This window comes from Fibrisoma montanum (assembly GCF_003583365.1).
GTDB lineage: Bacteria > Bacteroidota > Bacteroidia > Cytophagales > Spirosomataceae > Fibrisoma > Fibrisoma montanum.
Genome location: NZ_QXED01000004.1, coordinates 45,545 through 70,955, shown reverse-complemented (window position 1 = coordinate 70,955; position 25,411 = coordinate 45,545). Strand labels below are relative to the sequence as shown.

Here is a 25,411-nt window from a genome sequence, read left to right as displayed (position 1 = left end):
CGTGCCTTTTCGCTATCTTTGCTACATACCACATCTTTGACGCATGGTAGTTGAAAAAACCATATCATCAGATGTACTGTCGAAGTACGAGATGGTCGTTGGCCTGGAAGTACACTGCCAGCTGTTGACCCAAAGCAAGATTTTTGCGGCCGATGCTAATTCATTCGGAGCCGATCCCAATACCCAGATCAGTGTCATTACGCTGGCTCATCCCGGCACCCTGCCGAAATTAAATCGACAGGCGGTTGAATTTGCGGTTCGGATGGGTCTGGCCTGCGGCTCAGAAATTACCCGCTACAACGTATTTGCCCGCAAAAACTATTTTTATCCTGACCTGCCAAAAGGTTACCAGCTCTCGCAGGACAAAGGGCCGATCTGCGTGGGCGGAGGCATCCGGGTTAAAGTTAAAAACCCGGTCACCGGCCAGCCGTACGAAACGACAATCCAGATTCATCATATCCACCTCGAAGAGGATGCCGGTAAATCCATCCACGACGGCGACGACTGGGCTACGCAACTGGATTACAACCGGGCTGGCACACCCCTGATCGAAATGGTTACGGACCCGTGTATTCAGACGGCCGAAGAAGCGGGCCAGTACCTTACGGAAGTACGACGGCTGGTTCGTTACCTCGACATTTGCGATGGTAATATGGAAGAAGGTTCACTCCGCTGCGATGTCAATATTTCAGTTCGCCTGAAAGGCGCTACACAACTGGGCACTAAGGTAGAGGTGAAGAACCTGAATTCAATCCGAAACGTACAGCGAGCCATCGAAGCCGAGTTTCGTCGGCAGATCGACGTTGTGGAGGCAGGCGGCAGACTTATTCAGGAAACCCGCACCTTCGATGCAGCGACCGGCCGCAGCTACGCCATGCGGGAGAAAGAAACGATGAACGATTACCGGTACTTTCCGGACCCCGACCTGACACCGGTTGTTATCTCTGACGATTGGCTGGCCGACATTCAGGCCAACATGCCCGCCTTACCAGGCGCCGTTTACCAGAAGTTCACGACATTCTACGGTCTGCCCGATTATGATGCGGCACTGTTGAGTGATACAAAAGAACTGGCCGAGTTTTACGAAGCCGTTTGCACCGACACAACCAACTACAAAGCGGCCTCAAACTGGATCATGGGTCCACTGAAAGGACAGCTTACCGAAAAGCAACTGCGGGACCGGCAGTTTCCCGTAACCCCCAGCCAGCTAGCCGCGTTGATTACGCTTATTGACAACGGAACCGTAAGCCAGACGGCGGCCCAGCAAATTTTTGGCCTGATGGCGAATCAGCCCAACGCCCAGCCGGCTGCCATTGCCCAGGCGCACAATCTGGTGCAGAACCGCAATACCGACGCGCTCAAAACGTTGGTAGAAGAGGTGTTGGCTGCCTGGCCAGACAAAGTTGACCAGTATCGAAAAGGAAAGAAAAACCTACTGGGCCTATTTGTTGGTGAGGTGATGAAAAAGTCAAAAGGCTCAGCGGATCCCAAACTTGTCAATCAGCTACTGGTTGAAACGTTGGCCGGGTAATTGCACGAACGCTGTGTAAAACAGCCCGCGAACCGGTCAGGTCCATAACCTTCTTTTTTTGCTTATTCGTAAGAAACGATTATGAAACATTTTTTTGCGGCAATTGGCTTTGTAGCCGCCTTACACGGGATGGTTCAGGCGCAGAACGGCGCTCCAGCGAACCAGAAAGAGTTTACAGTAACGGGCACCGTCAAGCGGTTAGCTCCCGGCGAAAAGATTTATCTGGAATCCAACAACCAGCCCAGCCGCCGGCTCGACTCAACCCAGGTTGGACCAAACAATTCCTTCACGCTGAAAGGCCGCGTGCCGGAAGGTGGCGATGTGATGGTGCTGAACGTAGGTGGTGGTCAGAAACTGGCCCTGCTGGTCGAAGGTGGCGAAACGCTGACCGTAGCGGCAGACGGCTTTAAGATGGATCCGAAGTCCGGCCAGGTGGGCCAGGCAACGGTGACCGGCTCCAAAAACATGGAGTATTATCAGAAGCTAATGACCTTGCGCACCGATATGGAAACGAAGGTCTCGAACTGGAACAAGCAGTATGCCGCGGCTACCGAAAAGAAGGACTCCAAGAAAATGGAGCAAATTCAGAAGGATTACGAAGCTGCTGAGAAAGAAGTGGTCAGCCAGGTAAAAGCCATGCTGCCTGACATGGGTACGTCGCTGGTATCGCTGTTTGCGTTGAATTTCCTGAATATTGATACCGATCTTCCTACGTTTGATGCACTGGCACAACGTTTTGAAAAAGAGAATCCCAACAGCCCCCATGCGAAATCTCTCATCGGCCGCGTAGCCCGCATCAAAGGCGTAATGGTTGGTGCGAAGGCGCCGGAAATTGCACTGAGCGACACAACGGGCAATACCGTTCCTCTTTCGTCGCTGCGGGGCAAATACGTTCTGGTTGATTTCTGGGCGTCGTGGTGCGGTCCCTGCCGGAACGAAAACCCGAACGTTGTCCGGATGTACAATAAGTTCAAGGATAAAGGATTCACCATATACAGCGTTTCGCTTGACCGCCCCGGCGACCGTGAGAAATGGGTCCGGGCTATCCGCAACGACAACCTGACCTGGACGCACGTATCCGACCTGAAGTACTGGCAGTCGGCTGCGGCTCAGCAGTACGGCGTACAGGCCATTCCGGCTACGTTCCTGCTGGATAAAGAAGGTAAAATCATTGCGAAAAATCTGCGGGGCGACGCCCTGGAACAGAAACTGACTGAGATTCTGAAAGAAGGCGGTCAGTAGATAAATTTCATTGTAGTTTTGCCCGAAGGTCAGGTTAGCCAACCTGACCTTTATTTTTGCCATCTTAATCAAGCGGATTTACTAAACCCACTGCGCTATGAGAATTGCAATCGTTGGCTGCGGCAATATGGGAATGGCATTTGCCAAATCTTTCCTGCAATACGATCTGGTAAAGAAGGACAACCTCCTTTTGATTGAAAAAAGCACTGAGCGCTCCGAAGCCCTCAAAGCCGAGAAAGCCGGTGTTGTTGTCGATACCATCGGCCCCCGCGTCGGCGAAGCTGACCTCATTATTCTCTCTGTTAAGCCCCAGGATTTCAGCAGTGTTTTTGAAGCCCTGCGAGCCGTAATCCAGCCTAATCAGGTCATCTTGTCCATTATGGCGGGGATACCTATTGCACAAATTCAGGAGCGGCTGAACCATCCGCTGGTGATTCGGGCCATGCCCAATACCCCGGCTATGCTTGGCATGGGCATTACCGGTTTTACAGCCGCTAAAGAAGTTGATCTGGCTAGCCTTCGCCGGGTCGAAAACCTCATCAATGCTACCGGCCGGTCCATTTTCCTGGAAGAAGAAAGCATGCTGGATGCCGTGACGGCGCTAAGCGGCAGCGGCCCGGCTTATTTTTACTACGTCGTCAAGGCGATGGTTGAAGCGGGCAAACAGATGGGCTTCGACGATTCGGTCGCGACCTTGCTGGTCAAGCAGACTATGCTGGGGGCGTATCATCTCATTAACACCGCCGATAAATCGCTTGATGAGCTTATCAAAGCTGTTGCCTCAAAGGGTGGCACAACCGAAGCCGCCCTTCGGGAGTTTGAGTCCGGCGGCCTCACCGATACGTTAGTAACCGGCATCAAAGCGGCCCAGACCCGCGCCACGGAATTATCAAAAAGTTAATGGAACACAGGCCGGATTGTATTTGGCCTGTGTTCCATTTTACAGACCTGTGTACGTAAACGGTGTAATGGCGTATAGTTCGGCTTTAACCGAATCAGATACGTCCAGCCCATTGATGAACTGCTGAATTGTCTGCTCCGTAATTTTCTCGTTGGTACGGGTCAGGGCCTTCAACGCTTCATACGGTTGTGGGTACCCTTCGCGCCGTAGGATTGTCTGGATACCTTCTGCCACGACGGCCCAGTTGTCTTCCAGATCGGCCTTAAGTGCCGCTTCGTTCAGTTCCAGCTTGTTGAGTCCTTTCAGAAGCGCTTTCAGGGCAATAACCGAATGGGCAAAGGGGACGCCAATATTCCGCAATACGGTCGAGTCGGTCAGGTCACGCTGCAGCCGGGAGATCGGCAGCTTGGCCGACAGATGTTCCAGCAAGGCATTGGCAATACCCAGGTTTCCTTCCGAGTTTTCAAAATCTATTGGATTAACCTTATGCGGCATGGCGGATGACCCTACTTCGCCGGCTTTGATTTTCTGTTTGAAGTAGTTCATCGACACGTACGTCCAGACATCGCGATCAAGATCAATCAGGATCGTGTTCAGCCGTTTGAACGCATCAAGCGCAGCGGCCAGCATGTCGTAATGCTCGATCTGCGTCGTAAACTGACTGCGCACCATGCCCAAGCCTTGGACAAACTGATCCCCGAATCGCTTCCAGTCCTCGCCTGGATACGCTACGCTGTGGGCGTTGAAATTACCCGTTGCCCCGCCAAACTTGGCAGCAGTCGGGATAGCGGCCAGCAAGTGCAGTTGCTTTTCGATACGTTCGCAGAAAACGCTTAACTCTTTACCCAAGCGCGTTGGTGAGGCCGGCTGTCCGTGCGTTCGGGCCAGCATCGGAATGGTTTTCCACTGCTCGGCCAGTTCCTGCAGCCGGACGTACACGTCCCGGTACAACGGCGTAATTTCGTTCTCCAGCGCGTCGCTCAGAAGCAACGGAATGGCTGTATTATTGATGTCCTGCGAGGTTAATCCAAAGTGGATAAACTCCAGAAACGGTTCCAATGCCGAACCAGCAAGTTTCTCTTTGATGAAATATTCAACGGCTTTTACGTCGTGGTTCGTAGTGGCTTCAATCTCCTTAATCCGTAGCGCATCAGCTTCGGTGAAGGTTTCATACAAGGCCCGCAGGTTGGCAAAATCGGCGGCATTAACACCCTGCAACTGCGGAATCGGCCATTCGCAGAGCGCGATAAAATACTCAACTTCAATACGAACCCGGTAACGGATCAAGCCAAATTCGGAGAAATAGGGAGCCAGCGCATCAACCTGACGTCGGTAGCGGCCATCAACTGGCGAGATCGCCGTTAAAGCAGATAAATTCATAGGGATGGTACCAAATGACAAAAGTACGGACTTCCAGAAAATGATTCATCCGATGACGGGCCGCCATCGGATGAGCCAGGTTTTCGTGACTGAAAAAATTTCGTTTAGAATGGGTTCATGTACATTCCTATGCCTACCCAGGTTGTCTGCTGATCTTCGTACTGACTATACGGCCTGAACCCGGAGTACCCTTCCAGCAGGAACGTAATGCCACTGGCCGGCCGGCCCACTTCCAGACCGAGCCCCGCGTGGATGCCCGGCCGAAAATCGGTTTGCTGCCAGAATTTAACATCAACACCACCCACAAGCCGTGGCGACTGGGATGCGGGTTTGCGGTAATACGTACCAATCTGAGCGCTTAGCAGTTTTCGCTCCGACGATTTCCGCAGCACGAACCCAATCCCGCCGTAGGTACGCCATCCATTTGCGGATGTGCGGCTATAGGTTGCATCGAGCAGTTCGTAATTGACTGGGTTAGCGGTATAGGTTGTAATTCGGTTGCGGATAATGAAATCGTCGCCCAGATGCGATGACAAATGATACAGCCGGAAACGCCAGGTATTCTTACCGCGTAACAGGTTGTAATTGAAACTAAGCTTATAATCGTTGTTGATCAACTGCCGACGCTGGCGGTTCCTATCGGCATCATAATACACTTCAAACTGCGTGTACGAGGCTACATCCAGCACCCACTCGTTGGCCCGATCCGGAGCGAGTGTCCGCCGGTAGATCGGCTTGATAAAACCAAACTCAAATGGAACGATACTGCCTTTGTACCGATTACCATCCATCCAGTATCCCGGCAGCACACTAATAAATGACTGAGCTTCCAGTGGGTCCAGCAGAATGGGCTCGAACAGGTGGCCTTTTGGCAAAAACTCCTTCGTGATCCGTACTGACGCTACGGTATCCGGTCCCAACTGCCTCGGGCTACTGATTACAGCGGGTGCTTTGGCAGCTTTCTGCTGTTGCTTACGTTCGCGAGCCTCCCGCGCCTGGGTTTCGCGCGCCAGTCGTTCCTGCTCTTTCTGCGCCTGACGAGCCGCCCGCTCCTGCTCCCGCTGATTTTGTCGATCTCCGTCAGATGTACGCACTTCCGGTTCAGAACGGGGAGCCGGCGTAGTAACAGCCTCGGTTTGTTGTGGCTCGACGGGCTGCGGTTGAGCCTGCGGTTGTACAGGCTCAGGCGTAACAGCAGCCGGTGGTGGAGCGGTTGTCACTTTAGCCGTCCGGCCAGCCGATTTCTGCGCATCGTCCTCTTGGCGACGTCGCTCTTTTTCAGCTTTCTTAGCTAGACGCTCACGCTCCTTCTGGGCCTGTTTGGCCTGGTACTCACGCTGCTCCTGTGCCCATTTGGCCCGCAGCTGACGTTCTTTTTCGGCGGCTCGCTCCCGCTTTTCCTTTTCTCGTTGTTCTTCGGGCGTCAATGGCCGGGGCTGCGGAGCGGCCGGCCGGGAAGCAGTCCGGGCGGGCGTGGTTGCGGTTGAACTGGCGGGCGCCGATCCAGGTTGCTGCCCCAACGCCAGCAAACTGACCAGACTACTGAAAATAAAAACAAATAACGCTTTCTTCATCAGTCAAGGGAAAAAGTGTCTCCCAGCCAAGACCGGGATGAGAGCCGGGTTAAGTTACTGCTTGAGCGCTGCGTAATTTTTGTAGAAATAAGGGATTGTTTCAATGCCTTTGTAAAAGTTGAACAGTCCGTAGCTTTCGTTGGGTGAATGCAGGGCATCACTATCCAGGCCAAAGCCCATCAGAATCGATTTAATGCCTAACTCACGCTCAAACAGAGCTACAATCGGGATACTACCGCCACCCCGGGTTGGGATCGGCTTCTTTCCCCATGCCTGCTCAAAAGCGCGGCTGGCCGCTTCAAACTCGACTGAATCGGTTGGCGTAACGTAGGGAAGCCCACCGTGATGGGGCGTAACTTTCACCGTTACCGTTGGCGGGGCGATGGCCGTAAAGTGGCGGGCAAACAGTTCAGTGATCTCGTCCGGATTCTGGTCAGGTACCAGACGCATGCTGATCTTAGCGCTTGCTTTAGACGGCAGCACCGTTTTCGCGCCCTGCCCTATATACCCACCCCAGATACCGTTTACGTCAAGCGTTGGTCGGATTGATGTTCGCTCGTTGGTGGAATACCCCACTTCACCCGCTACTTCGGCGATACCCAGATCGCGCTTGTATTCATCCAGATCAAAGGGTGCTTTGGCCAACTCGGCCCGGTCGGCGTCACTCAGGTCGACCACCTTGTCGTAAAAGCCGGGAATTGCAATCTGCCCGTTTTCATCCTTAAGCGAGGCAATCATGTCGCAAAGTACGTTGATTGGATTAGCCACGCCCCCGCCGTACACACCCGAATGCAGATCGCGGTTAGGGCCGGTTACCTCCACTTCAACGTACGACAAACCCCGCAATCCGGTTTCAAGCGAGGGGGTTTCGTTGGAAATGATACTGGTGTCCGAGATCAGAATGACGTCGGCCTTCAGCATATCGCGGTTCTGGGCCACGAACGTACCCAGATGATCAGACCCAACCTCCTCTTCACCTTCAATCATTACTTTCACATTACAAGGCAGGCCATCGGTTGCTACCATGGCTTCAATTGCCTTAATGTGCATGTAAAACTGGCCTTTATCATCGCAGGCGCCCCGGGCATAGATGCGTTCATTGCGGATGGTAGGCTCAAAAGGGGGCGTTTGCCAAAGGTCGTACGGATCAGCCGGCTGAACGTCATAATGGCCGTATACCAGCACGGTTGGCTTAGCCGGATCAACAATCTTTTCGCCGTAAACGACCGGATGGCCCGCCGTTTCGTACAACTCGGCTTTATCCAGCCCGGCCGCCAGTAGCTTCTCTTTTACGTACTCGGCCGCCCGCCGAACATCGTCCTTAAATGCTGAATCCGCCGAGACAGATGGAATGCGTAGTAACTCCAGCAGTTCATCAAGAAACCGCTGCTTGTGGGTGTCGAGGTAGTCAGTCATACGTCAAAAAAGTCGCCCCGAAGTTACGCACTTTTCGCGCAACGACGGGGCGTCATATAAGTATAGCACTAATTTCTTATTCTTCGCGCTTCTTTCGTAAGCGGATCAGCACGGTACGGCTTTCCTGCCCCCGCAGGAGCCGGCCAATGTTTTTCTGGTGGGTCAACACCACCATAACAAAAATCAGAAAACCGAACGCAATCAGCAGCGGACTTTCCTTTTCACCAAAAATGCGCAGCAGCAACAGCACCGGGAAGGCGAGGGCAGCCATCATGGAGCCGAGAGATACGTATTGTGAAGCAATCACAACGAGCAGGAAGATCCCGATGCAAACGGCCGCCATCTCAGGATGAATGGCCAGGATCATGCCCAGTAGTGACGCTACGCCTTTCCCACCTTTGAAATCAGCAAATACCGGATACAAATGCCCAATTACGGCAACTATGCCAAAAACCAGCTTGAACGTCAGTACTTCATTGAACGTAATTATGCCGAAATGCCAGAGGAGCGTCGACAAAACGGCGGCTGTGTATCCCTTCAATACATCAACCAGCATAACGATGGTACCAGCTCGTTTGCCTAACACGCGAAACGTGTTCGTTGCGCCGGCATTGCCGCTTCCAAATTGTCGGATGTCGATGCTGAAAAAACCCTGACCATACCAAACTGCTGTCGGGATAGACCCCAACAGATACGCCAATACCGTAGTTGCACTAATTAACAGAACGTTCATTTAACTGAGTAAAGTAAGCTGTAACTAAGCAAAGAGAGCAGGCTCGTGAACCTACCGGTAAGTGAAGGGAATGTGACCTCAAAATTATGCTACTATTAGCAAAAAGACAACCAATTTACTTATGAAACAGTTTGGTTACCTTATTAATTTCATCGGGTAACATTACTTTCCCCCCAACAACGACTTCCTGCAAACTATCGTCAATCAAATACTGTCTGGCGGCCTCCAGTATCTGTTCAGGCGTAACCATCCGTAGATTCGCAATATAGGTAGTCAAGAAATCGGCAGGCAATCCGTCCAGTAAGATTACTTTATATCGGTCTGCAATTTCAAACGGGGTGTTTAATGAGCCGACAAATTCCCCGGCCATGAAATTTTTCACGGTTTCCAGTTCTTCGGATGTGACCAGTTCGGTTTGCAGCAACCGGATTTCCTTACGTATCTCGTCCAGCGTCTGTTCTGTGTTTTCCCGGTTTACATCCGTTCCGATCAGAAAGTAGCCGTCGCGCCGGAACGACACTACGTTTGATGAAATGCCATAGGTAAATCCTTTCTCTTCCCGAATGTTTTTCATCAATCGGGACCCAAAGTAGCCACCCAACACCTCATTCGTTACCAGCATAGGAAAGAAATCGGGGTGCTGGCGGGTAAACAGCCGACGTCCGAACCGAATCGACGATTGGATACTGGCCGTTTTTTCAAATAGAACCGGCTGTTGATCGCCTTCCTGGCGTATAGTATGGGCTGGTACCGCCGTATCGCCCTGAACCGGCAACTGTCCAAGTTCCCTGTTAATCAGGATACTTTCGTTTTCTGTGACCTGACCGGCTACCAGAACCTGGAATGGGCGATTTTGGATAACCCGTTCGTAAAAGCCCAGTATCTCATCCCGGGTTAACTTTTCGATTAATTCCGGGCGCTGACTACGGCCGTATGGGTGATCGCTCCCGAAAAGCTTCTCACGAAAAAGTACACCGGCCAGATAGGCATTCTTCTCGTAATTAACCCGCAGGTTCTGGAGGGTGATGTTGCGTAAGTCTTCCAGTTCTTTCTCGGGGAAGACGGGTTCCGTAAGCAGCTCCCGAATCAGGGGCAGAACGTTGGGGAGGAATTTAGTCAGGCAATAAACGACCAGACTGGCCCGGTCGGGCCCACTGCTAAGCTCAAGGAACGCGCCGTATCGATCAATGTACTCGCTAATCTGACTCGCTGTACGGCCCTGCGTACCCTCGCCCAGCATCTTCACGGCAAAAAATGCCGTATTCGACGTTGTTTCGTACCAGGTACCCGCATCGAAAATACACTCCAGGCGAAGAATTGGCTGCTGCTGAACGGCAACCGAATGAAGCAACATGCCATTGTCGAGTGTTTGCGTTTGTACGGTCGGCAGGCGAATTTCCTGAATAGCCTGGTAGGCAGGAGACTGTGTTCTATCAATTATCATAGTGGAACTACCCTAAACATAAAATGGCATCTCAGTGAGAAATGCCATTGTTAATGCACCGACGTTAAATGAAGGCATTCAACATCATTATGTATTTAATTCGAGTCGTTGGTTATTGACTCTTCACTATCATCACTAAAGGCCCCCGACCCTCGGTTGAAATTAAACAGGAGCGATACCCTGAACGTCTGGGCTAATGGGCTACCCTGTCTAATTGGCAACAGGTACGAGAAGTCGACACCAAACCGTTGCTGTAGCCGGAAACCAACTCCCGTCGTGAAATATTTACGGCCACCTTTCAGGTTCGATTCGCCAAAATAACCGCCCCGAACCGCAAACTGATCGTTGTACCAGTACTCAACACCAGTTGAGATAGTAAATTCTCTGATTTCTTCGCTAAAGCCGTCGGGTGCATCGGCAAACGAGCCGAAAATGGCGCTGAAATAATTTCGATTCGGATTTTGACCAGCCAGGATCACCGATTGTCCGTTTACTACGGTAGTTGAAGGGGGCGTTGGGACCATCAGCTTATTCGCATCCACGACAAAGTTGAATTTGTTGTACTGGTCGGCGTAATACGTCAAGCCGGCGCCCAGCCGTAGATTTGTCGGAATAAAGTAACGCTCGGTTCCGCCGTAATTGATTCGACCACCAAGATTGGAGATCATTCCCCCAAACGTCCAGCCGAGTCCCTTACCCGTAGCATCATCACGTACCTGATTCTGGTAAAAGGCACTGATTTCAGCTGCGGCCGTAGCGCCCGGCTGCAAACCCGGATTAGCCGAACCGGCCGCCAGGTTGGAGTTCAGATATTTCAGATTGACACCCAATGAAAAATTCTGCGACAGCCGCTGGGAATACGAAGCTGTTATGGCATACTCACGCGAGTTGAACGAGCCAAGCTGAACACCCTGCGCGTTGGTAAAATCGACGGTTCCTAAATCAAAATACATCAGAGAGCCACCTACCACTGAGTTCTTGCCAATTTTGGAATAACCGGCCAGATACGTATAGTACATATCGCCGATCAACTCCCGAAGCCAGGGAGTATATGAAATGGTAGCACCTTTATCCTGCTTGGCAAACACCAGCTTGGAGGGGTTCCAGAACATCGCATTGGCATCGGGATCACCAAGGGCTACACCTGCTTCGCCCAACGCTCCACTACGGGCATCGGGCGTAAAATTCAGAAAGGGTACAGCCGATGTTGGCGTTCGCAAAACCTGGCCACTTAAGGCTGTCAATGAACCATTTTGCGCGTTGGCAAGAAACGGGAGGAAGCTACTGGCACTTAAAAGAACACAGGAAAAAATGCGCTTCATAAATTGTGTTGGTCAACCACAGCCATCGCCATTTATTCAAAAGGCAATACTGCGCGGTCAAAATTACGACGATTCGTTAGATTAGAAAAAAAACAGGGCATATGGCCCGATAAATCACCTGGATAGTACCAATCGCCCTTTGCTGGTGGCTTCGGCTCCGTCGGCCACCGACCGGACCTGGACCTGATAGATGTAAAGCCCGTTTGGCAGTATCTGCCCGGTATCTGCCCGACCGTCCCAGCTACCCACCTCAAGTGTTTCGCTACAATCGCTGCACTGGCCCGTCTGGCGGTTAAACAAGCGGCCGTTGAGGTCATGGACGCTGAGTATCCAGTCCAGCGGCTCTCCTGATCGGTTGTGTTCAAGGGTCAGTGTGGTTTGCCCAACCACCGGATTCGGGCTGGCCCGAAGGGTCCGGATAATGAGTGTCGGCTTTTCGGAAACTATTATGGTCAACGCCCCTTCTGCTGAATTATTGTTAATATCCCAGGCTTTCACCCGAACGGTATACCGCCCAGGAGTAACATTTGTAAATGTATACAGCACTTCGCCCTGTCGGCCGTCGGAGCCCGTTGCTACATACGAGTCATTCAGTATTATCGATTGTCGGTCCCCCAGTTGAGCCGTCAGTTCGTGCCCTAATCCTGATCGCGCCAGATTAATCCCCTGATCATCGCTCAGGGAGATCCGTAACGTTACGTCGGGACCGGACACCCGCACCACCTCACCGTCGGCTTGTCCATCCTTTACCGACAGCTGAACAACGGGTGGCTGATTGTCAATCTTTTCCGGCGTAGCACTTCCTCCCACCTTCAGGCTATCGTAGCTGCCGATGGCATCGAATAAACTGTCCGCACGAACGGCGTAGGCATATAGCTTGGCTTTACCAATGGCATAGTCAATATCTTTTGGCATCACGAACCGGACCGTAAACCGCCCCTGCTGAACCGCTACCTGGCCCGTGAAAACGGGGCTGTTAAACGTACTGTACGACATTCGGCTGCTCTCGGTACCCAGTGTTGTCTGAGTAGTCGCCTTATCGTATAAGGTCAGCCGGAGTGTACCGGTGAAATCGTTTAGACGTTGACCCGCCTGGCGTATTTCGCCGGTCAGTTCCGTCGTCTGCAAAGCCCGCAATGTGTCTACCCCGCCTTTATCAACCGACCGGCCGTTTACCTGCGTCAGAGCTACCTGTGCTCTGGGGTACGCCAGTCGCATGGAGGGATCACCTAACAGTGCAAAGTTGCGGTTTACGGGTCCGCTTAAGCTATTATTCTTTGTCGCCCGCATAACGTCCCCCAAGCGCGGCATCTGACCGTCAACCGGCGTAAATACGGATTGGTAAAACGCCCGGTTAAGCACCAGGTTCGTATTGGCAAATACAGGCCGGGTGGTTGTAAGCAAGCCAATGGCACCGCCCAGCCGGCTTAGCAACGACAATTCCGCGCCGGAGTTTATGTTTGGGTCATCGTAGCGGCCAAACTCGCACGTAGCGGTGACTAATAAAGGCAACCGGCGGTTTTTCCACGACAAAATGTCCTGCAGCGTAACGACCTGCTCCTCCGCCAGGCCCGTTTCGCCACCGTGCCCACTATAATTGATGATCAATCGTCCATCGTTCATCGCCCGATTGATGAGCTGGTTAATCACGGGCGCTCGCTGTCCGTTCGCCGTCGACTGCTGCGGATACGCATCGAGAAACACCCGTTCGGGTCGGTACATGGGAGCCGTTCGTTCGATCTCCCCTGCCATTTTATCAACATCCTGCTGATGGATATTGAAATCGCCGTCGTCCGCAACGAGCATAACACGCGTCTGCCAGTCGCCGGTCAGGGTTGGGTCGTTTGCGTATCGGATGAGTTTATCGACAACCGTCCGGGCTTCTTCACGCGATTTCACAGGAAGCCGGCCAATGCCAATATCTACCTTGTGATCGCCAGCGGTGTTTTCTACCCATTCGCCTTCATTGGCATCCATGAATCCGTAGTAATCATCCGACGAATAGCTATAAACCGGGTGCAGCGACTCGCGGCTTTCATAAACGGGCACCATGTTCGCCAGTTCGGCGGGTTTTAGCTGGTTCAGGATATTACGGTAATCGAACGTAGCATCGCCAAATAACAGCAAATACCGTACCTGGCCGGGCTGTTTCTGGTAAAAATACCGCACCATATCCCGGATCGCCGTTGGGTCAGGCTGTCCCGACCCAAATTCGTTGTACACCTGCTGAGTGGTTATCACCGAAACGGAGAGCTTGTCGTGCTGACGCCGGAACTCGGCCAGGCGATCCGCTTCGTCGCGCCAGGTTGCGGGCGTAATGATCAGCAATTCGGGTGCTGCCTGAGCACGAAGGTTCTGGTTTGGCATTGATACCGCCGATACGGGTGTCAACAACTGATTGTCCGAAAAGACGTAGTAATCCCCCAATGTAGCTGAGGACCACATGGCCTCCTGCGCTGCCGAAAGCGAATACATCTGGCTTACCGGGACCAGCGGATTTGTTACGTTCCATACCCGCAGGCTATTGGTTGCCTGCCGAACGGTATAGCGACCAGGAGTCAGCCGCCGAATCCAGACGGGCCGGTCATACTGCCGTAACTCACGCCGAGCCTGGATGCCAATGTAGTCGAGGTAACCCTGAGCAGAATTCACGCCGGCTTTATCGTAAGCAAGGGTTAGCTGCAGAGGGCTCTGTTGAACCGACCTGACCAAGAACGTATCCTGTCTGGCAACCGCCTGGAAATCGTAGCGATAGCCTGACACAGAGTTGAGTCGGATCGTATCGACAATACGGCCATTCAGGCTTAATTGAAATTGGGTTGGCGCAGCCGCACCCGACACGACCGCAGTTCTGATTCGCACAGGCGAGTTCGGTACCAGGCCAGCCATATCAAACGAAAAGGCGCGGGTCGTTTCGAGACTGAAATACTCACCTAATGCAAAGCGTCCGGAACGAACCGAGGTAAGTTTGGTGAGATCTTTTTCATGAAACTGGTAGTCATCAAACGCCGTAATTGCGGTTCCACTTGTACCATTACCGGCGGGTCGTTCGGTAATTCGCAGTCCCGGCGCGGTACCGATTGTCAGGAAGTAAAACGTAGTATCTGAGTAGACGTTGACCTGGTGGGTAAACCGCCGGTTCACTGTATCGTAATGAACAACGTGTGGACTCTGCCCGAAAAACAGCAGCGCATCGCCGGCATCAAACCGACCATCTGCTTCACCGGTCACCTGGATTGCATTTTCCGTCAGATCGGCCGGCCGGGGTACCGCATTGCTTTGCGGCAAGGTGGCGCCACCGTTGCCATACAGACGAAGGAGCTGGGGGTTAGCTGTGGCAAACGCCGGATTCAGCCGGGCTAAGGTAGGCTGGTCAAGCCGGAAGACACCAGATTCAGTTACGCCGATCTTAACCCAGACGCCCGTTTTCAATACCGATTCTGCGGGTTGCGCCAGTGCCGTAACGGCCAGCAACCCGAAGCAGACAGATAGCAGCAGCTTATTTTGTTTCCACCCACGCATGAGCCAGAATTGCGTATGACTTCCCTGAGGGCACCTCTTTACAAACGACGCGAGTCCGGCGCATCGTGCCCCGAACGAAAGTCTTTTTGTTAAGCACAAATGCCTGTCCCTCGGGCACGTCGCGTAATAACCGGCGATCCGTTACGATTGGCTCGGCGATCTGCCTGTCGGCTTTTCGTAATGCCATCATAAGCTCGGGATGAGCGTACGTCGTTGCGGCCGGTTTCTGCATATAATCCTGCAATGGCTTAAGGATGTGAAACGGAAATACGGCCTCGGTTAACAACGGCTGCATCAACCGCTGAAAAGCCGTTTGCCATTCAATACCATGCGGAGCCACTCGACGCCTGCGACGCTGTAGACGCCCGGAAGTTTCAACGTCGGCGTGCGCCACTTCGTGAACATACGTAATCAGGCAGGCAAACGGACTTAAATCAGCATTGACCGTTATCTGCATACGGCCATCCGGCCGAACCCTAAAATCGCCCAAACGCGTCCGACGTGGCTTTGCGACGACAAAATCGAAGGCATATCGTTGCCAGAGCTCCCGGCAATAGATCACTGAAGCCGCCGGCAGGTAGTTTGTGAAGATGTCGGTCAATGTGTAAAAATGAAAAAGCCCTATAAAAATAGGGCTTTTTCGAAAATTCTGGACAACGGAGCTAATTAGTTCGCGCTGTCGGCAGCCATGGTCGATGCTGAATCAGTAGCCATTGTTGACGCTGAATCAGTAGCCATCATGGTAGTGTCAGTCGACATAGTAGCTGTTGAATCAACGCCAGCTTCTTCAGTCTTAGGTTTGCTCTGGCAAGCAGCGAACGTCAGCATGCTACCAACGAACAGTAAAGCGAAAACTTTTTTCATTGCCTTTAGTGGTGTTTAAGGTTTTTCGTTACAAATATACTTTTTTAGAAAACAATACAATATTGACACCTAAATTTTTACTTAGGTAGTACTAGGTCTTAAAAAAATCCTGAAGTCTATAGAACTTATTGAAGATTACAGCTGACGTTCCCGCTGACGTACCGAACGAGCCTTGATGCGGTCGTACACACCCGTGCTACGAAATGTGAGCAGCTTATGACCAAAGTAGTTTGCTAAAAAACTGACTCCCATTCCAACTACGTGCGAGCCCTTTTCGCGAACAAAATTACTTGTCTGAGGCAGCAGTGGCTTAGCAATCCATTCGAGCGTATACTTCGACACCATTACCTGAACTACCAGGGCTACGAGTGCAATGCCCAGGAATTTAACGGCTTCCCGACCGGTGTTGCCTGTACCGCCGGCCGAGAAGGCAAATCGTTTCGTGGGCAGAAACGTAAGAACAGTTGCTGTCAGATACCCACAAAAAACGCTGGTCTCGAAGTTGAAAAAATTACGATAGACGATCTGACTAACAAAATTGATGGATGCGCCCAGCAATGCTGTTAGAAAAAATGTAAACAGACTTCTAGCTTCTCTATTTCCCGACTGTTCGACACCGCTTACATTCACAGGCTTAGGTGGTAGGGGCTGTTATAGCCATTGACTTACAAAAGTATCTACTCGGCCTGAAAACCACCCAAACCTGCATTTATAACTGAGGGTACGGGACATCTAACGGCGCCAGATCAGAATAAACCTTCCAGCAAACCAGGAGCAATTCCCAGGCCAATTGTTAATAAAGTGGCAACTACCAGCACGTACCGATAGAACGGTGCTACCCGAATCGGAGCGGTTGCGCCTTCGCGGAAATACATGGCAATAATTACCCGGAAATAATAATAAATACCGACCGCCGACATTAGCACGGCGACCACCAAGAGCCAGATCTGGCCCCGTTCGACGGCCGTTGAGAACATGTAAAATTTTCCCCAGAAACCTGCCGTGAGCGGAATACCGGCCAACGACAGCATAGAGACCGCCATGGCGAAACCAAGCAGCGGATTTTGCCGGGCCAATCCATTGAACGCATCAAAACTCTCGCTGGAACTGCCCCCCGACGTGATTGTTTCGGCGTTTCGCTGCCGGGCTACCAAAAGCAGCACCCCAAAGGCTGCAATTGTTGCGACCGAATACGCCAGGGAGTAAAAGACGATGGCTTGCTTCGTTTGCTGACCCAGGGCCGCCAGGCCAATCAGTAAGTACCCGGCATGAGAAATGCTGGAGTAAGCCATCATCCGCTTGAAACTATTCTGATACACGGCGGTAATATTGCCCGCTACCAGGGTCAGGGTCGTAATGATAGCCAGAATGGTCCACCAGAAGGTATACACACCACTAAACGAAATTGACAACAACCGAAACAGTGCTGCGAATCCGGCCGTTTTAACCACCGTCGACATAAACGCGGTAAAGAGCGTAGGTGCGCCGTCGTAAACGTCTGGCGTCCAGAAATGGAAGGGGGCCGCAGAGACCTTAAAGAGCAACCCGATCAATAACATCAGCAGACCGACGTAAAACAGCAATGAAAGGCCAACCTGTGGGTTTACGGCATACGCTCGAATACCACCCAGGGTGAATGATCCGGTAGCGCCGTAGAGCAGCGCCATCCCAAAGAGCATGATGCCCGTAGTAAAGGCCCCCATCAGAAAGTATTTCAGCGCGGCCTCGTTGGAACGCAGATTACGCTTGTCGCTGCCAGTCAGGACATACATGGCTACTGACAAAATTTCAACGCCCACAAAAAGCATGATGAGGTTCTCAAACCCGATCATCATGAGCGCTCCAACCAGCGAGAACAGCAAAATACCGTAGTATTCGGCGGGCTGGGCGGATTCGTCTTCCATAAAACTACCCGACAAGGCAACGACCATGAACGCTGAACCAAGAACAATGGCCGTGAACACCATGGACAGGTTGTCGGACAACAGCATGCCGTTAAAATACAGGTACGTTTTGTTCCAGTCGATAAAGTTGACGGCCAGAGAGACCAGCAGAAATAGTAACGCAGCCGGCAACAGGATGGCCCTTGACTTCAGAAAGCCCAGAAACAGCAACAGAATGCCAAAAACTGATAACAGAACGATGGGAAACATATGGTTTAGTTTGTAGTTTGTTGTTTGCAGTTAAAAGGTTCAGGGGGTTAAGCCGGCTTTCAAACTACAAACTCCGAACTGAATAACTCATTTCAGGGATACGGCCGTTGTGCCGATGTATTTCATCAAGTTAACTACAGCCGGTTCTGTCACTTTCAGGAAAGAAACCGGGTAAATACCAATCCAGAATACCATAATGGCCAGTGGCAGCAGCACCCAGCTTTCTGAACCGGTCAGATCAGCAAACGACTCGGTGCGGGTGGATGAAGCGCCGAACATGCTTTTCTGAAACATCCGAAGCATATAAACCGCACCAAAAATAATAGTAAACCCAGCCGCTAAACCGAGGTAGTGATTGAACGTAAATACGCCATGCAGCAGCAGGAATTCACCTACGAAGCCATTGGTGAGCGGCAACGCAACGCTACCCAGCAGCATAATCATGAAATATACGGTCAGTTTAGGCGTCGTTTTCGTAATGCCCCCCAGTTGATCAAGTTGCAGGGTATTGGTCCGCGAGAAAATGACATCAGCGATAAAAAACATGCCCACTACGTTGATACCGTGTGCCAGCATTTGAACCAGTGCCCCCTGCAGACCCGTTTCGGTCTGTGAGAAAACCCCGGCAGCCATCAACCCTACGTGCGAGAACGAGGAGTACGCAATCAGCCGCTTCATATCCTGCTGACGGATGGCGATGATCGAGCCATATACTATACCGATGACCGACAGAATGATAGCTGTTGTCCCCCAGGCTTCAACGCCAATGGGAACGATCGGCAGGATGAACCGGATCAGGCCATACACCCCCATCTTCAGCATAATACCAGCCAGCAGCATGGTAGCGGGCGTCGGTGATTCTACGTAGGTGTCGGGTTGCCACGTATGGAATGGGAATATGGGCATCTTGATCGCAAACGCAATGAAAAACGCCCAGAATACCCAGCCCTGCGCAGTCGGCGTAAGCTTTAAGTTATAAAAATCCGTGATGGCTGACGAATGCGGTGCGCCGTTTATCGGTCCTGTCTGGTAATACAGGTAAACCAGCGCTACCAGCATGAACAGGCTGCCAAAAATCGTGTAAACAAAAAACTTGAACGTAACCGGAATCCGGTTTTCACCACCCCACATGGCCGCCAGGAAGTAAATGGGAATCAGCGCGGCTTCGAAGAATAAATAGAACAGGAATCCGTCGCGGGCGGTAAAGACTCCCATCAACGCAGCCTGCATGTACAGCATGAGGGCATAAAATACCGATGCCCGGCTGTAGTTCCGGTTGAACGTCGACAGGACGATAAAGGGCGTCAGCAGGCCGGTCAGTAGTACCAGCAGCAGGCTAATCCCATCCACACCCGCGCTGAACCGAATACCCAGCGAGCCGATCCAGGGATAATCGAAGGCAAACTGCGTTTTTGCGTCGGGCACGAACCCAACAAAGACGTAAGCCGCCAGTGCCAGCTCAAGCAGAGCGGCCCCAAACGCCAATGTGCGGGATGTTTCCCCGTTCACAAAAAGTAGTAACGTAGCCGCTACGGCCGGAAAAAGTATAAGTGCAAGCGTTAGCATAGGTCGTTCGAGTAGCGGTGGTTAAAAACGGACGAAGAATCGCAGGGCGATGATGGCAACAATGCTCAGTACCATCGCAAAGACGTAGAAACCAATCGAGCCGTTCTGCAGCAGCCGCAGTTGATTCGAGCCGGCCCGTACCAGCCAGGCCACTCCGTTGACAACACCGTCGATGATAAACTCGCCGAAGCTGTAGAGCGCATCGCCCAGGCCCCGGATGGGCCGGACAATAATGGCTTCGTAGAACTCATCAACGTAGTACTTGTTATACACCACCTGTTCAGGCATTGACCGCTCGGTCGTTTCGGGTGCCGGAACCGCCCCGCGACTGACGTACATGACATAGGCAATGATGCCGGAAATCAACGCCACACCGGCCGAAACAGCCATAAGGATGTATTCGGTACTGTGGTCGATCGTTGATTCAGCAAATGCTTCGGGATTTACCTGCCGCGAGCCCTCAAACAGCGGTGCCATGAAATCGCTCAGCCAGCCACCGCCCGGCAGATTCAATACGCCACCAGCCGCCGACAGTATGGCCAGAAATACCAGGGGAGCCGTCATCGTAGCGGGTGATTCGTGGAGGTGATGCCGTTGCTCTTCCGTACCCCGGAACTCGCCGAAGAACGTCAGAAACAGCAGCCGGAACATATAAAATGACGTCAACGCCGAACCCAGCACACCCAGTGCCCACAGCACTTTATTGTGTTCGAATACGTGCGCCAAAATTTCGTCTTTCGAAAAGAAGCCCGCAAACGGTGGCAAGCCCGAAATAGCGATGGTACCGATCAGGAACGTAATGAACGTAACGGGGAGAGACTTCCGCAGGCCACCCATGTTTCGGATGTCCTGCTCATCGGACATAGCGTGAATTACGCTACCGGCACCCAGGAAAAGCAAAGCTTTGAAGAATGCGTGGGTAATAACGTGGAACATCCCCGCCGTGTAAGCCGTCACGCTCAAGCCAAGAAACATATAGCCTAACTGACTGACCGTCGAATAAGCGAGCACTTTCTTGATGTCATTTTGCAGCAGACCAATCGAAGCCGCCAGCAGTGCCGTAGCGATTGCAATACCACCGATGATTTCCAGCGTCAGGGGCGAGAGCGTATACAGTACGTTCGAGCGAACCACCATGTAGATACCGGCCGTAACCATCGTAGCTGCGTGGATAAGGGCCGATACGGGGGTTGGACCAGCCATGGCGTCGGGAAGCCAGGTGTAAAGCGGAATCTGTGCCGACTTACCCATCGCGCCGACGAACAGCAGCAATGTAATCGCCAGAATTTCAGGATCGCCGATAGCGAGGCTGGTAGCCTGCTTGAATACGTCGGTGTACTCAGTCGTACCGAACAGGTTTATGATCCAGAAAATCCCCAGCAAAAAACCCAGGTCACCAATGCGGTTCATGACAAAGGCTTTGCGGGCCGCATTGTTATAATTCGTGTTTGTATTCCAGAAGCCGATCAGCAGGTAAGAGCATAAACCAACGCCCTCCCAGCCGATGAACATGATGACGTAGTTTGACCCCATCACCAGCAGCAGCATGAAAAACACGAACAGGTTCAGGAAAGCCATGAACTTACCAAACCCTTCGTCGTGCTTCATGTAACCGATGCTGTACAGGTGAATCAGCGAGCCAACGCCCGTAACAACCAACAGCATCAGCAGCGAGAGCTGGTCGATCTGGAACGAGAAGCTGATATCCAGGTCGCCGACGCTAATCCAGTCGAACAAAACGGCTTTCAGCGGACCGGCGGTACTGGTAAGGTTGGCATTACCCAGAAAAGCGCCGAACAGAAAACAACTCGTCAGAAACGACGCGAGAACAGCTACGGTTGCAATGGCCCCAGCCAGGCTTTTGGGTATCCGACGAAACCCGAAGCCATTGATGATGAAACCAATGAGAGGAAAGAGCGGAATTAAGGCACAGAGTAAGTCTGTCTGCATAGGTAGTCAGTAAATCGGTAGGTCAGTACGTCAGTACGGTATGAACAGGAGCGCTCATCGACAGCCTGACGGTGTTTACCATTTTAATTTATTCAGTAAGCCCACGTCGATAGAGCGGGTATTTCGGTAAATCATCACAATGATGGCCAGCCCGACCGACACCTCAGCGGCTGCCACGGCCATGATAAAAAAGACGAACACCTGCCCGGACGAATCGGAGCGATACGACGAAAACGCAATCAGTAACAGGTTGACCGCGTTCAGCATCAACTCGATGGACATGAAGATGATGATGGCGTTTCGCCGGGTGAGTACGCCGATGATGCCAATGACGAACAGCGCCGTACTGATGATGATATAATAGGTAAGCGGTATTTGCTGAATGACTTCCGGGATCAGGACGTTCTGCGTGGGTTGCATGTTAACCGGTTGCTAAAAATTGCCGCAAAGTTACGGATTATTCGACTTCCTCAAATGTATCATAGAATACCAATGCCACAGATTATGCTTATTGCCCGCGGAGACCGGTCAAACCGGCCAGATTTGCTAATCCGCCGATGCAATAAGCGGAAGCTATTTCTTCCCGTTGAACCCGTTGGCAAACATCCGTAGCCGGATTTCGGTGAGTCGGCGCTTGGTATCGAGCGGAAACTCCCCTTTCAGCATCCAGTCGTAAAACGACGGTTCTTTTTTCAGCACATCCAGCACGGGCAATCCTTTGTGCTTGCCGAAGTTGAATACTTCTTCGCCTTTCTCATTGACAATCATCCGCCCGGCCAGATCAACATTCTTATTGGCCGTCAGATTGTGCAGCATGTCAACATCGTTCTGAAAGACAACATCCTGGCCATTATCATCCTTTGCCATCCGGCCAACGTACTTCTGCACCTGCGCGTCGAGCACCTCCAGCGTAGCCAGTGTATCGGCTTCGGCGCTGTGTGCGTTCAGGAGTTCCTTGCCGCAATAGAACCGGTAGGCTGCCGACAGGTTGCGGGGCTCCATGAGGTGGAAAATGCGCTGGGCGTCGACTAACCGCCGGTTTTTCATGTCGAAGTCGACATTGGCGCGAAGAAACTCCTCGACCAGCAGCGGTACGTCGAACCGGTTGCAGTTGAACCCGGCCAGATCGCAGCCTTCCAGAAATTGCGCCAGCGTCCGGGCAACCGATTTGAACGGGGGCGCGTCTTTCACATCCTCATCGAAAATACCGTGGATCATGCTCGATTCTACCGGAATGGGCATGCCAGGGTTGACCCGATGCGTTTTGACAACCACTTCGCCATTGGGCAATGCCTTGGCGATGCAGATGTCGATGATACGGTCTTTGGCGATATTGATGCCGGTTGTTTCGAGGTCGAAAAAGGCCAGCGGCTTTTTGAGTACAAGTTGATGCGTCATGACCAATGCGGGCTTTGCGCGGTATGACTACAAAGGTATATAGGTTTCGGTGGAATTGTTGACTACCAAAATCGAAAACAATCGCACCGTCAGCGTCTAGTCCTCCCAGCCGAACGATCGTTCAACGGCTTTTTGCCAACCGTGCAGCAGCCGACTTCGGGTATCCGGCTCCATTTTTGGCTCGTAAGTCCGGGCAATCCCCCAGTTCTGGCGCAGGTCGTCCAGCCCATTCCAGTACCCAACGGCCAGCCCCGCTGCGTAAGCCGCTCCGAGGGCGGTTGTCTCCGTAATGGTCGGACGCACAACCGGTACGTCGAGTACGTCGGACTGAAACTGCATCAGTAAGTCGTTGACGGTCATACCCCCATCAACCCGGAGCGAGCTCAGTTTCACACTGGCGTCCTGCTCCATGGCGCGCACTACGTCGACGGTCTGGTAGGCGGTTGCTTCCAATACGGCCCGCGCCAGGTGACCCTTGTTGACAAACCGGGTTAGTCCGGCAATGACGCCCCGGGCATCAGCTTTCCAGTAGGGCGCATACAAACCGGAGAAAGCCGGCACAAAATACGCTCCGCCGTTATCATCCACTGAGCCGGCCAATTTTTCAATATCGACGCTATTTTTTATAATCCCGAGATTGTCGCGCAACCACTGTACCAACGCGCCCGTAATGGCGACACTACCCTCCAGCGCGTAGTGTACGGGCTGACCTCGAAACTGATACGCCACGGTGGTCAGTAATCCGTAGGTTGAATGACGTAGCTCCGTACCGGTATTCATCAGCAGAAAACAGCCGGTGCCGTACGTATTTTTGGCTTGCCCGGGCTCGAAGCAGGTCTGTCCAACCAGCGCGGCCTGCTGATCGCCCAAGATACCGGCAATGGGTACCCCCGGCAATACTTCCGACGAAACCGTACCGAAATCACCACTACTCGGCCGGATGTCGGGAAGCATCGCCCGCGGTACGTCAAAAGCCTGCAGCAGTTCATTGTCCCAGTTGAGTGTTTCCAGATCCATAAGCTGCGTTCGGCTCGCGTTGGTCTGGTCCGTCAGGTGCAGCCCACCCTGCGGACCACCGGTCAGGTTCCAGACCAGAAACGTATCCATATTACCAAACAAGGCATCGCCCCGCTCGGCATCAGCTCGTAAACCGTCAACGTTGTCGAGCAGCCAGCGAAGTTTCAGACCGCTGAAATACGTAGCCAGCGGCAGACCCGTCTTGGCCCGGAAACGATCCTGACCACCGTCGTTCGAGAACCGCGATACGTAGTCGGCCGTCCGCATATCCTGCCAGACAAGGGCATTGTAGTAAGGCTTCCCGGTCCGACGATTCCAGACGACGGTTGTTTCGCGCTGGTTGGTAATCCCTACGGCCGCAATATCGCCAACCTGAAGTTTGGCTTTGATACGGGCCAGCGCAATCACCTCAAGGGTATTACGCCAGATTTCGTCAGGGTCATGCTCGACCCAGCCCGGCTGAGGATAAATTTGGCGGTGCTCTTTCTGAGCTAAGGATACGATAGCGCCGGAGCGGTCGAATACGATGCAACGCGTGCTGGTTGTGCCCTGGTCAATGGCAGCTATGTAGGTGGGCATAAGAAATGGTTAGATCCGTATGAAAGTTCGTTAGCCTATTTAGTTTACAACGCAAACCACCGGATTAATACCCCGCCCAGCGCGCCACCGATCAGGGGCCCTACGATGGGAATCCAGCCGTAGCTCCAGTCGGACGACCCTTTGCCGGGAATCGGTAGGATAGCATGGGCGATGCGCGGTCCTAAATCGCGGACGGGGTTGATGGCGTATCCGGTTGTGCCGCCCAAGGACAGACCGATGCTCCAGACCAGCACACCGACCAGATACGGTCCAACCCCGATAGCCAGGGTACCCAGATTTTTGGATGAAATCCCGGCCAGACCCAGAATCAGCACCAAAGTAGCCAACGACTCGCTCAGCAGATTGGCACCCGTGTTGCGAATGGCCGGTCCGGTGGCAAAACAGGCCAGTTTATCGCCGGGACCTGGAGTAGCCGCCCAGTGAGGAGCGTACTGTAGCCAGACGAGAACGGCACCGAGAAAGGACCCGATCAGCTGCGCCGGAATGTAGGTTGCAATAGTGTTGTACTCGTTGGTGGCTACCGCAAAGGCAACCGTTACGGCAGGGTTCAGGTGAGCATCGACGCTGCCGAATGCTTTGGCGACAAAGACGGCGATGGTTACGGCAAAGGCCCAGCCGGTTGTTATAACCATCCAGCCGGCCGCTTCACCTTTGGTTTGTTTCAGCACTACGTTGGCAACAACACCGTTGCCGAGCAGGAGCAGCACTGTCGTTCCAATAAGCTCACCCAGGAAAGGAGACGTTTGCATCAATAAGCTTGGTTTAGGAATAGTTTGTGCGAATTAAGCCATATTTTTG

The 25,411-nt window shown here is 52.6% G+C and carries 20 protein-coding genes; 3 read left to right on the top strand and 17 right to left on the bottom strand.

Going from position 1 to position 25,411, the window contains the following annotated elements; genetic code table 11:
* Window positions 1-43: 43 nt before the first annotated feature.
* From gatB to proC, 3 genes are all read left to right on the top strand, one after another.
* Window positions 44-1,531, top strand: coding sequence for an Asp-tRNA(Asn)/Glu-tRNA(Gln) amidotransferase subunit GatB (gene gatB, locus DYU11_RS14280; protein ID WP_119668384.1), 1,488 nt, complete (start codon window positions 44-46; stop codon window positions 1,529-1,531).
* 81 nt (window positions 1,532-1,612) lie between these two features.
* Window positions 1,613-2,773 carry a TlpA disulfide reductase family protein gene (locus DYU11_RS14275; RefSeq protein WP_119668383.1) on the top strand — a complete coding sequence of 387 codons (1,161 nt, stop codon included), beginning with the start codon at window positions 1,613-1,615 and terminating at the stop codon, window positions 2,771-2,773.
* Window positions 2,774-2,870: 97 nt separating this feature from the next.
* A complete protein-coding gene (proC, locus tag DYU11_RS14270; protein ID WP_119668382.1) occupies window positions 2,871-3,674 on the top strand; it encodes a pyrroline-5-carboxylate reductase in 804 nt (267 codons plus the stop codon).
* 39 nt (window positions 3,675-3,713) lie between these two features.
* Here the strand turns inward: proC and purB are convergent, their stop codons facing one another.
* The 17 genes from purB to DYU11_RS14185 form a co-directional block, all read right to left on the bottom strand.
* Window positions 3,714-5,054: an adenylosuccinate lyase gene (gene purB, locus DYU11_RS14265; RefSeq protein ID WP_119668381.1), complete on the bottom strand. Its 1,341-nt coding sequence runs from the start codon at window positions 5,052-5,054 to the stop codon at window positions 3,714-3,716.
* A gap of 104 nt (window positions 5,055-5,158) precedes the next feature.
* On the bottom strand, window positions 5,159-6,628 hold the full coding sequence (locus DYU11_RS14260) for a DUF1207 domain-containing protein (protein WP_119668380.1): 1,470 nt from the start codon (window positions 6,626-6,628) through the stop codon (window positions 5,159-5,161).
* Window positions 6,629-6,682: 54 nt separating this feature from the next.
* Window positions 6,683-8,044 carry a dipeptidase gene (locus DYU11_RS14255; protein ID WP_119668379.1) on the bottom strand — a complete coding sequence of 454 codons (1,362 nt, stop codon included), beginning with the start codon at window positions 8,042-8,044 and terminating at the stop codon, window positions 6,683-6,685.
* A gap of 76 nt (window positions 8,045-8,120) precedes the next feature.
* Window positions 8,121-8,777 carry a glycerol-3-phosphate 1-O-acyltransferase PlsY gene (gene plsY, locus DYU11_RS14250; RefSeq protein ID WP_119668378.1) on the bottom strand — a complete coding sequence of 219 codons (657 nt, stop codon included), beginning with the start codon at window positions 8,775-8,777 and terminating at the stop codon, window positions 8,121-8,123.
* A gap of 115 nt (window positions 8,778-8,892) precedes the next feature.
* Window positions 8,893-10,221, bottom strand: a complete 1,329-nt coding sequence (locus tag DYU11_RS14245) for a M16 family metallopeptidase (protein WP_119668377.1) — start codon at window positions 10,219-10,221, stop codon at window positions 8,893-8,895.
* A 95-nt stretch (window positions 10,222-10,316) separates the two neighbouring features.
* Window positions 10,317-11,543 carry a type IX secretion system outer membrane channel protein PorV gene (porV, locus tag DYU11_RS14240; RefSeq protein WP_119668376.1) on the bottom strand — a complete coding sequence of 409 codons (1,227 nt, stop codon included), beginning with the start codon at window positions 11,541-11,543 and terminating at the stop codon, window positions 10,317-10,319.
* Between the two features lie 114 nt (window positions 11,544-11,657).
* Entirely contained in the window at window positions 11,658-15,065 is a 3,408-nt protein-coding gene (gene porU / locus DYU11_RS14235) for a type IX secretion system sortase PorU (protein ID WP_119668375.1), read from the bottom strand.
* A complete protein-coding gene (locus DYU11_RS14230) occupies window positions 15,043-15,666 on the bottom strand; it encodes a hypothetical protein (RefSeq protein WP_229365831.1) in 624 nt (207 codons plus the stop codon). Before DYU11_RS14230 ends, porU begins: the two co-directional genes overlap by 23 nt.
* 65 nt (window positions 15,667-15,731) lie before the next feature.
* Window positions 15,732-15,929: a hypothetical protein gene (locus tag DYU11_RS14225; protein ID WP_119668374.1), complete on the bottom strand. Its 198-nt coding sequence runs from the start codon at window positions 15,927-15,929 to the stop codon at window positions 15,732-15,734.
* A 135-nt stretch (window positions 15,930-16,064) separates the two neighbouring features.
* A complete protein-coding gene (locus DYU11_RS14220; RefSeq protein ID WP_119668373.1) occupies window positions 16,065-16,559 on the bottom strand; it encodes a GtrA family protein in 495 nt (164 codons plus the stop codon).
* 116 nt (window positions 16,560-16,675) lie between these two features.
* Window positions 16,676-18,082: an NADH-quinone oxidoreductase subunit N gene (locus tag DYU11_RS14215; protein ID WP_119668372.1), complete on the bottom strand. Its 1,407-nt coding sequence runs from the start codon at window positions 18,080-18,082 to the stop codon at window positions 16,676-16,678.
* A gap of 87 nt (window positions 18,083-18,169) precedes the next feature.
* Entirely contained in the window at window positions 18,170-19,648 is a 1,479-nt protein-coding gene (locus tag DYU11_RS14210) for a complex I subunit 4 family protein (protein ID WP_119668371.1), read from the bottom strand.
* Window positions 19,649-19,669: 21 nt separating this feature from the next.
* Entirely contained in the window at window positions 19,670-21,598 is a 1,929-nt protein-coding gene (gene nuoL, locus DYU11_RS14205; RefSeq protein WP_119668370.1) for an NADH-quinone oxidoreductase subunit L, read from the bottom strand.
* A 75-nt stretch (window positions 21,599-21,673) separates the two neighbouring features.
* The gene (nuoK, locus tag DYU11_RS14200) at window positions 21,674-22,018 is read right to left on the bottom strand and encodes an NADH-quinone oxidoreductase subunit NuoK (RefSeq protein ID WP_009285338.1); all 345 of its coding nucleotides are present in this window, start codon (window positions 22,016-22,018) and stop codon (window positions 21,674-21,676) included.
* Between the two features lie 153 nt (window positions 22,019-22,171).
* On the bottom strand, window positions 22,172-22,996 hold the full coding sequence (locus tag DYU11_RS14195) for a 3'-5' exonuclease (protein ID WP_119668369.1): 825 nt from the start codon (window positions 22,994-22,996) through the stop codon (window positions 22,172-22,174).
* Window positions 22,997-23,092: 96 nt separating this feature from the next.
* Window positions 23,093-24,592: a glycerol kinase GlpK gene (gene glpK, locus DYU11_RS14190; protein ID WP_119668368.1), complete on the bottom strand. Its 1,500-nt coding sequence runs from the start codon at window positions 24,590-24,592 to the stop codon at window positions 23,093-23,095.
* Between the two features lie 44 nt (window positions 24,593-24,636).
* Entirely contained in the window at window positions 24,637-25,362 is a 726-nt protein-coding gene (locus tag DYU11_RS14185; RefSeq protein ID WP_119668367.1) for an MIP/aquaporin family protein, read from the bottom strand.
* Between the last annotated feature and the right edge of the window lie 49 nt (window positions 25,363-25,411).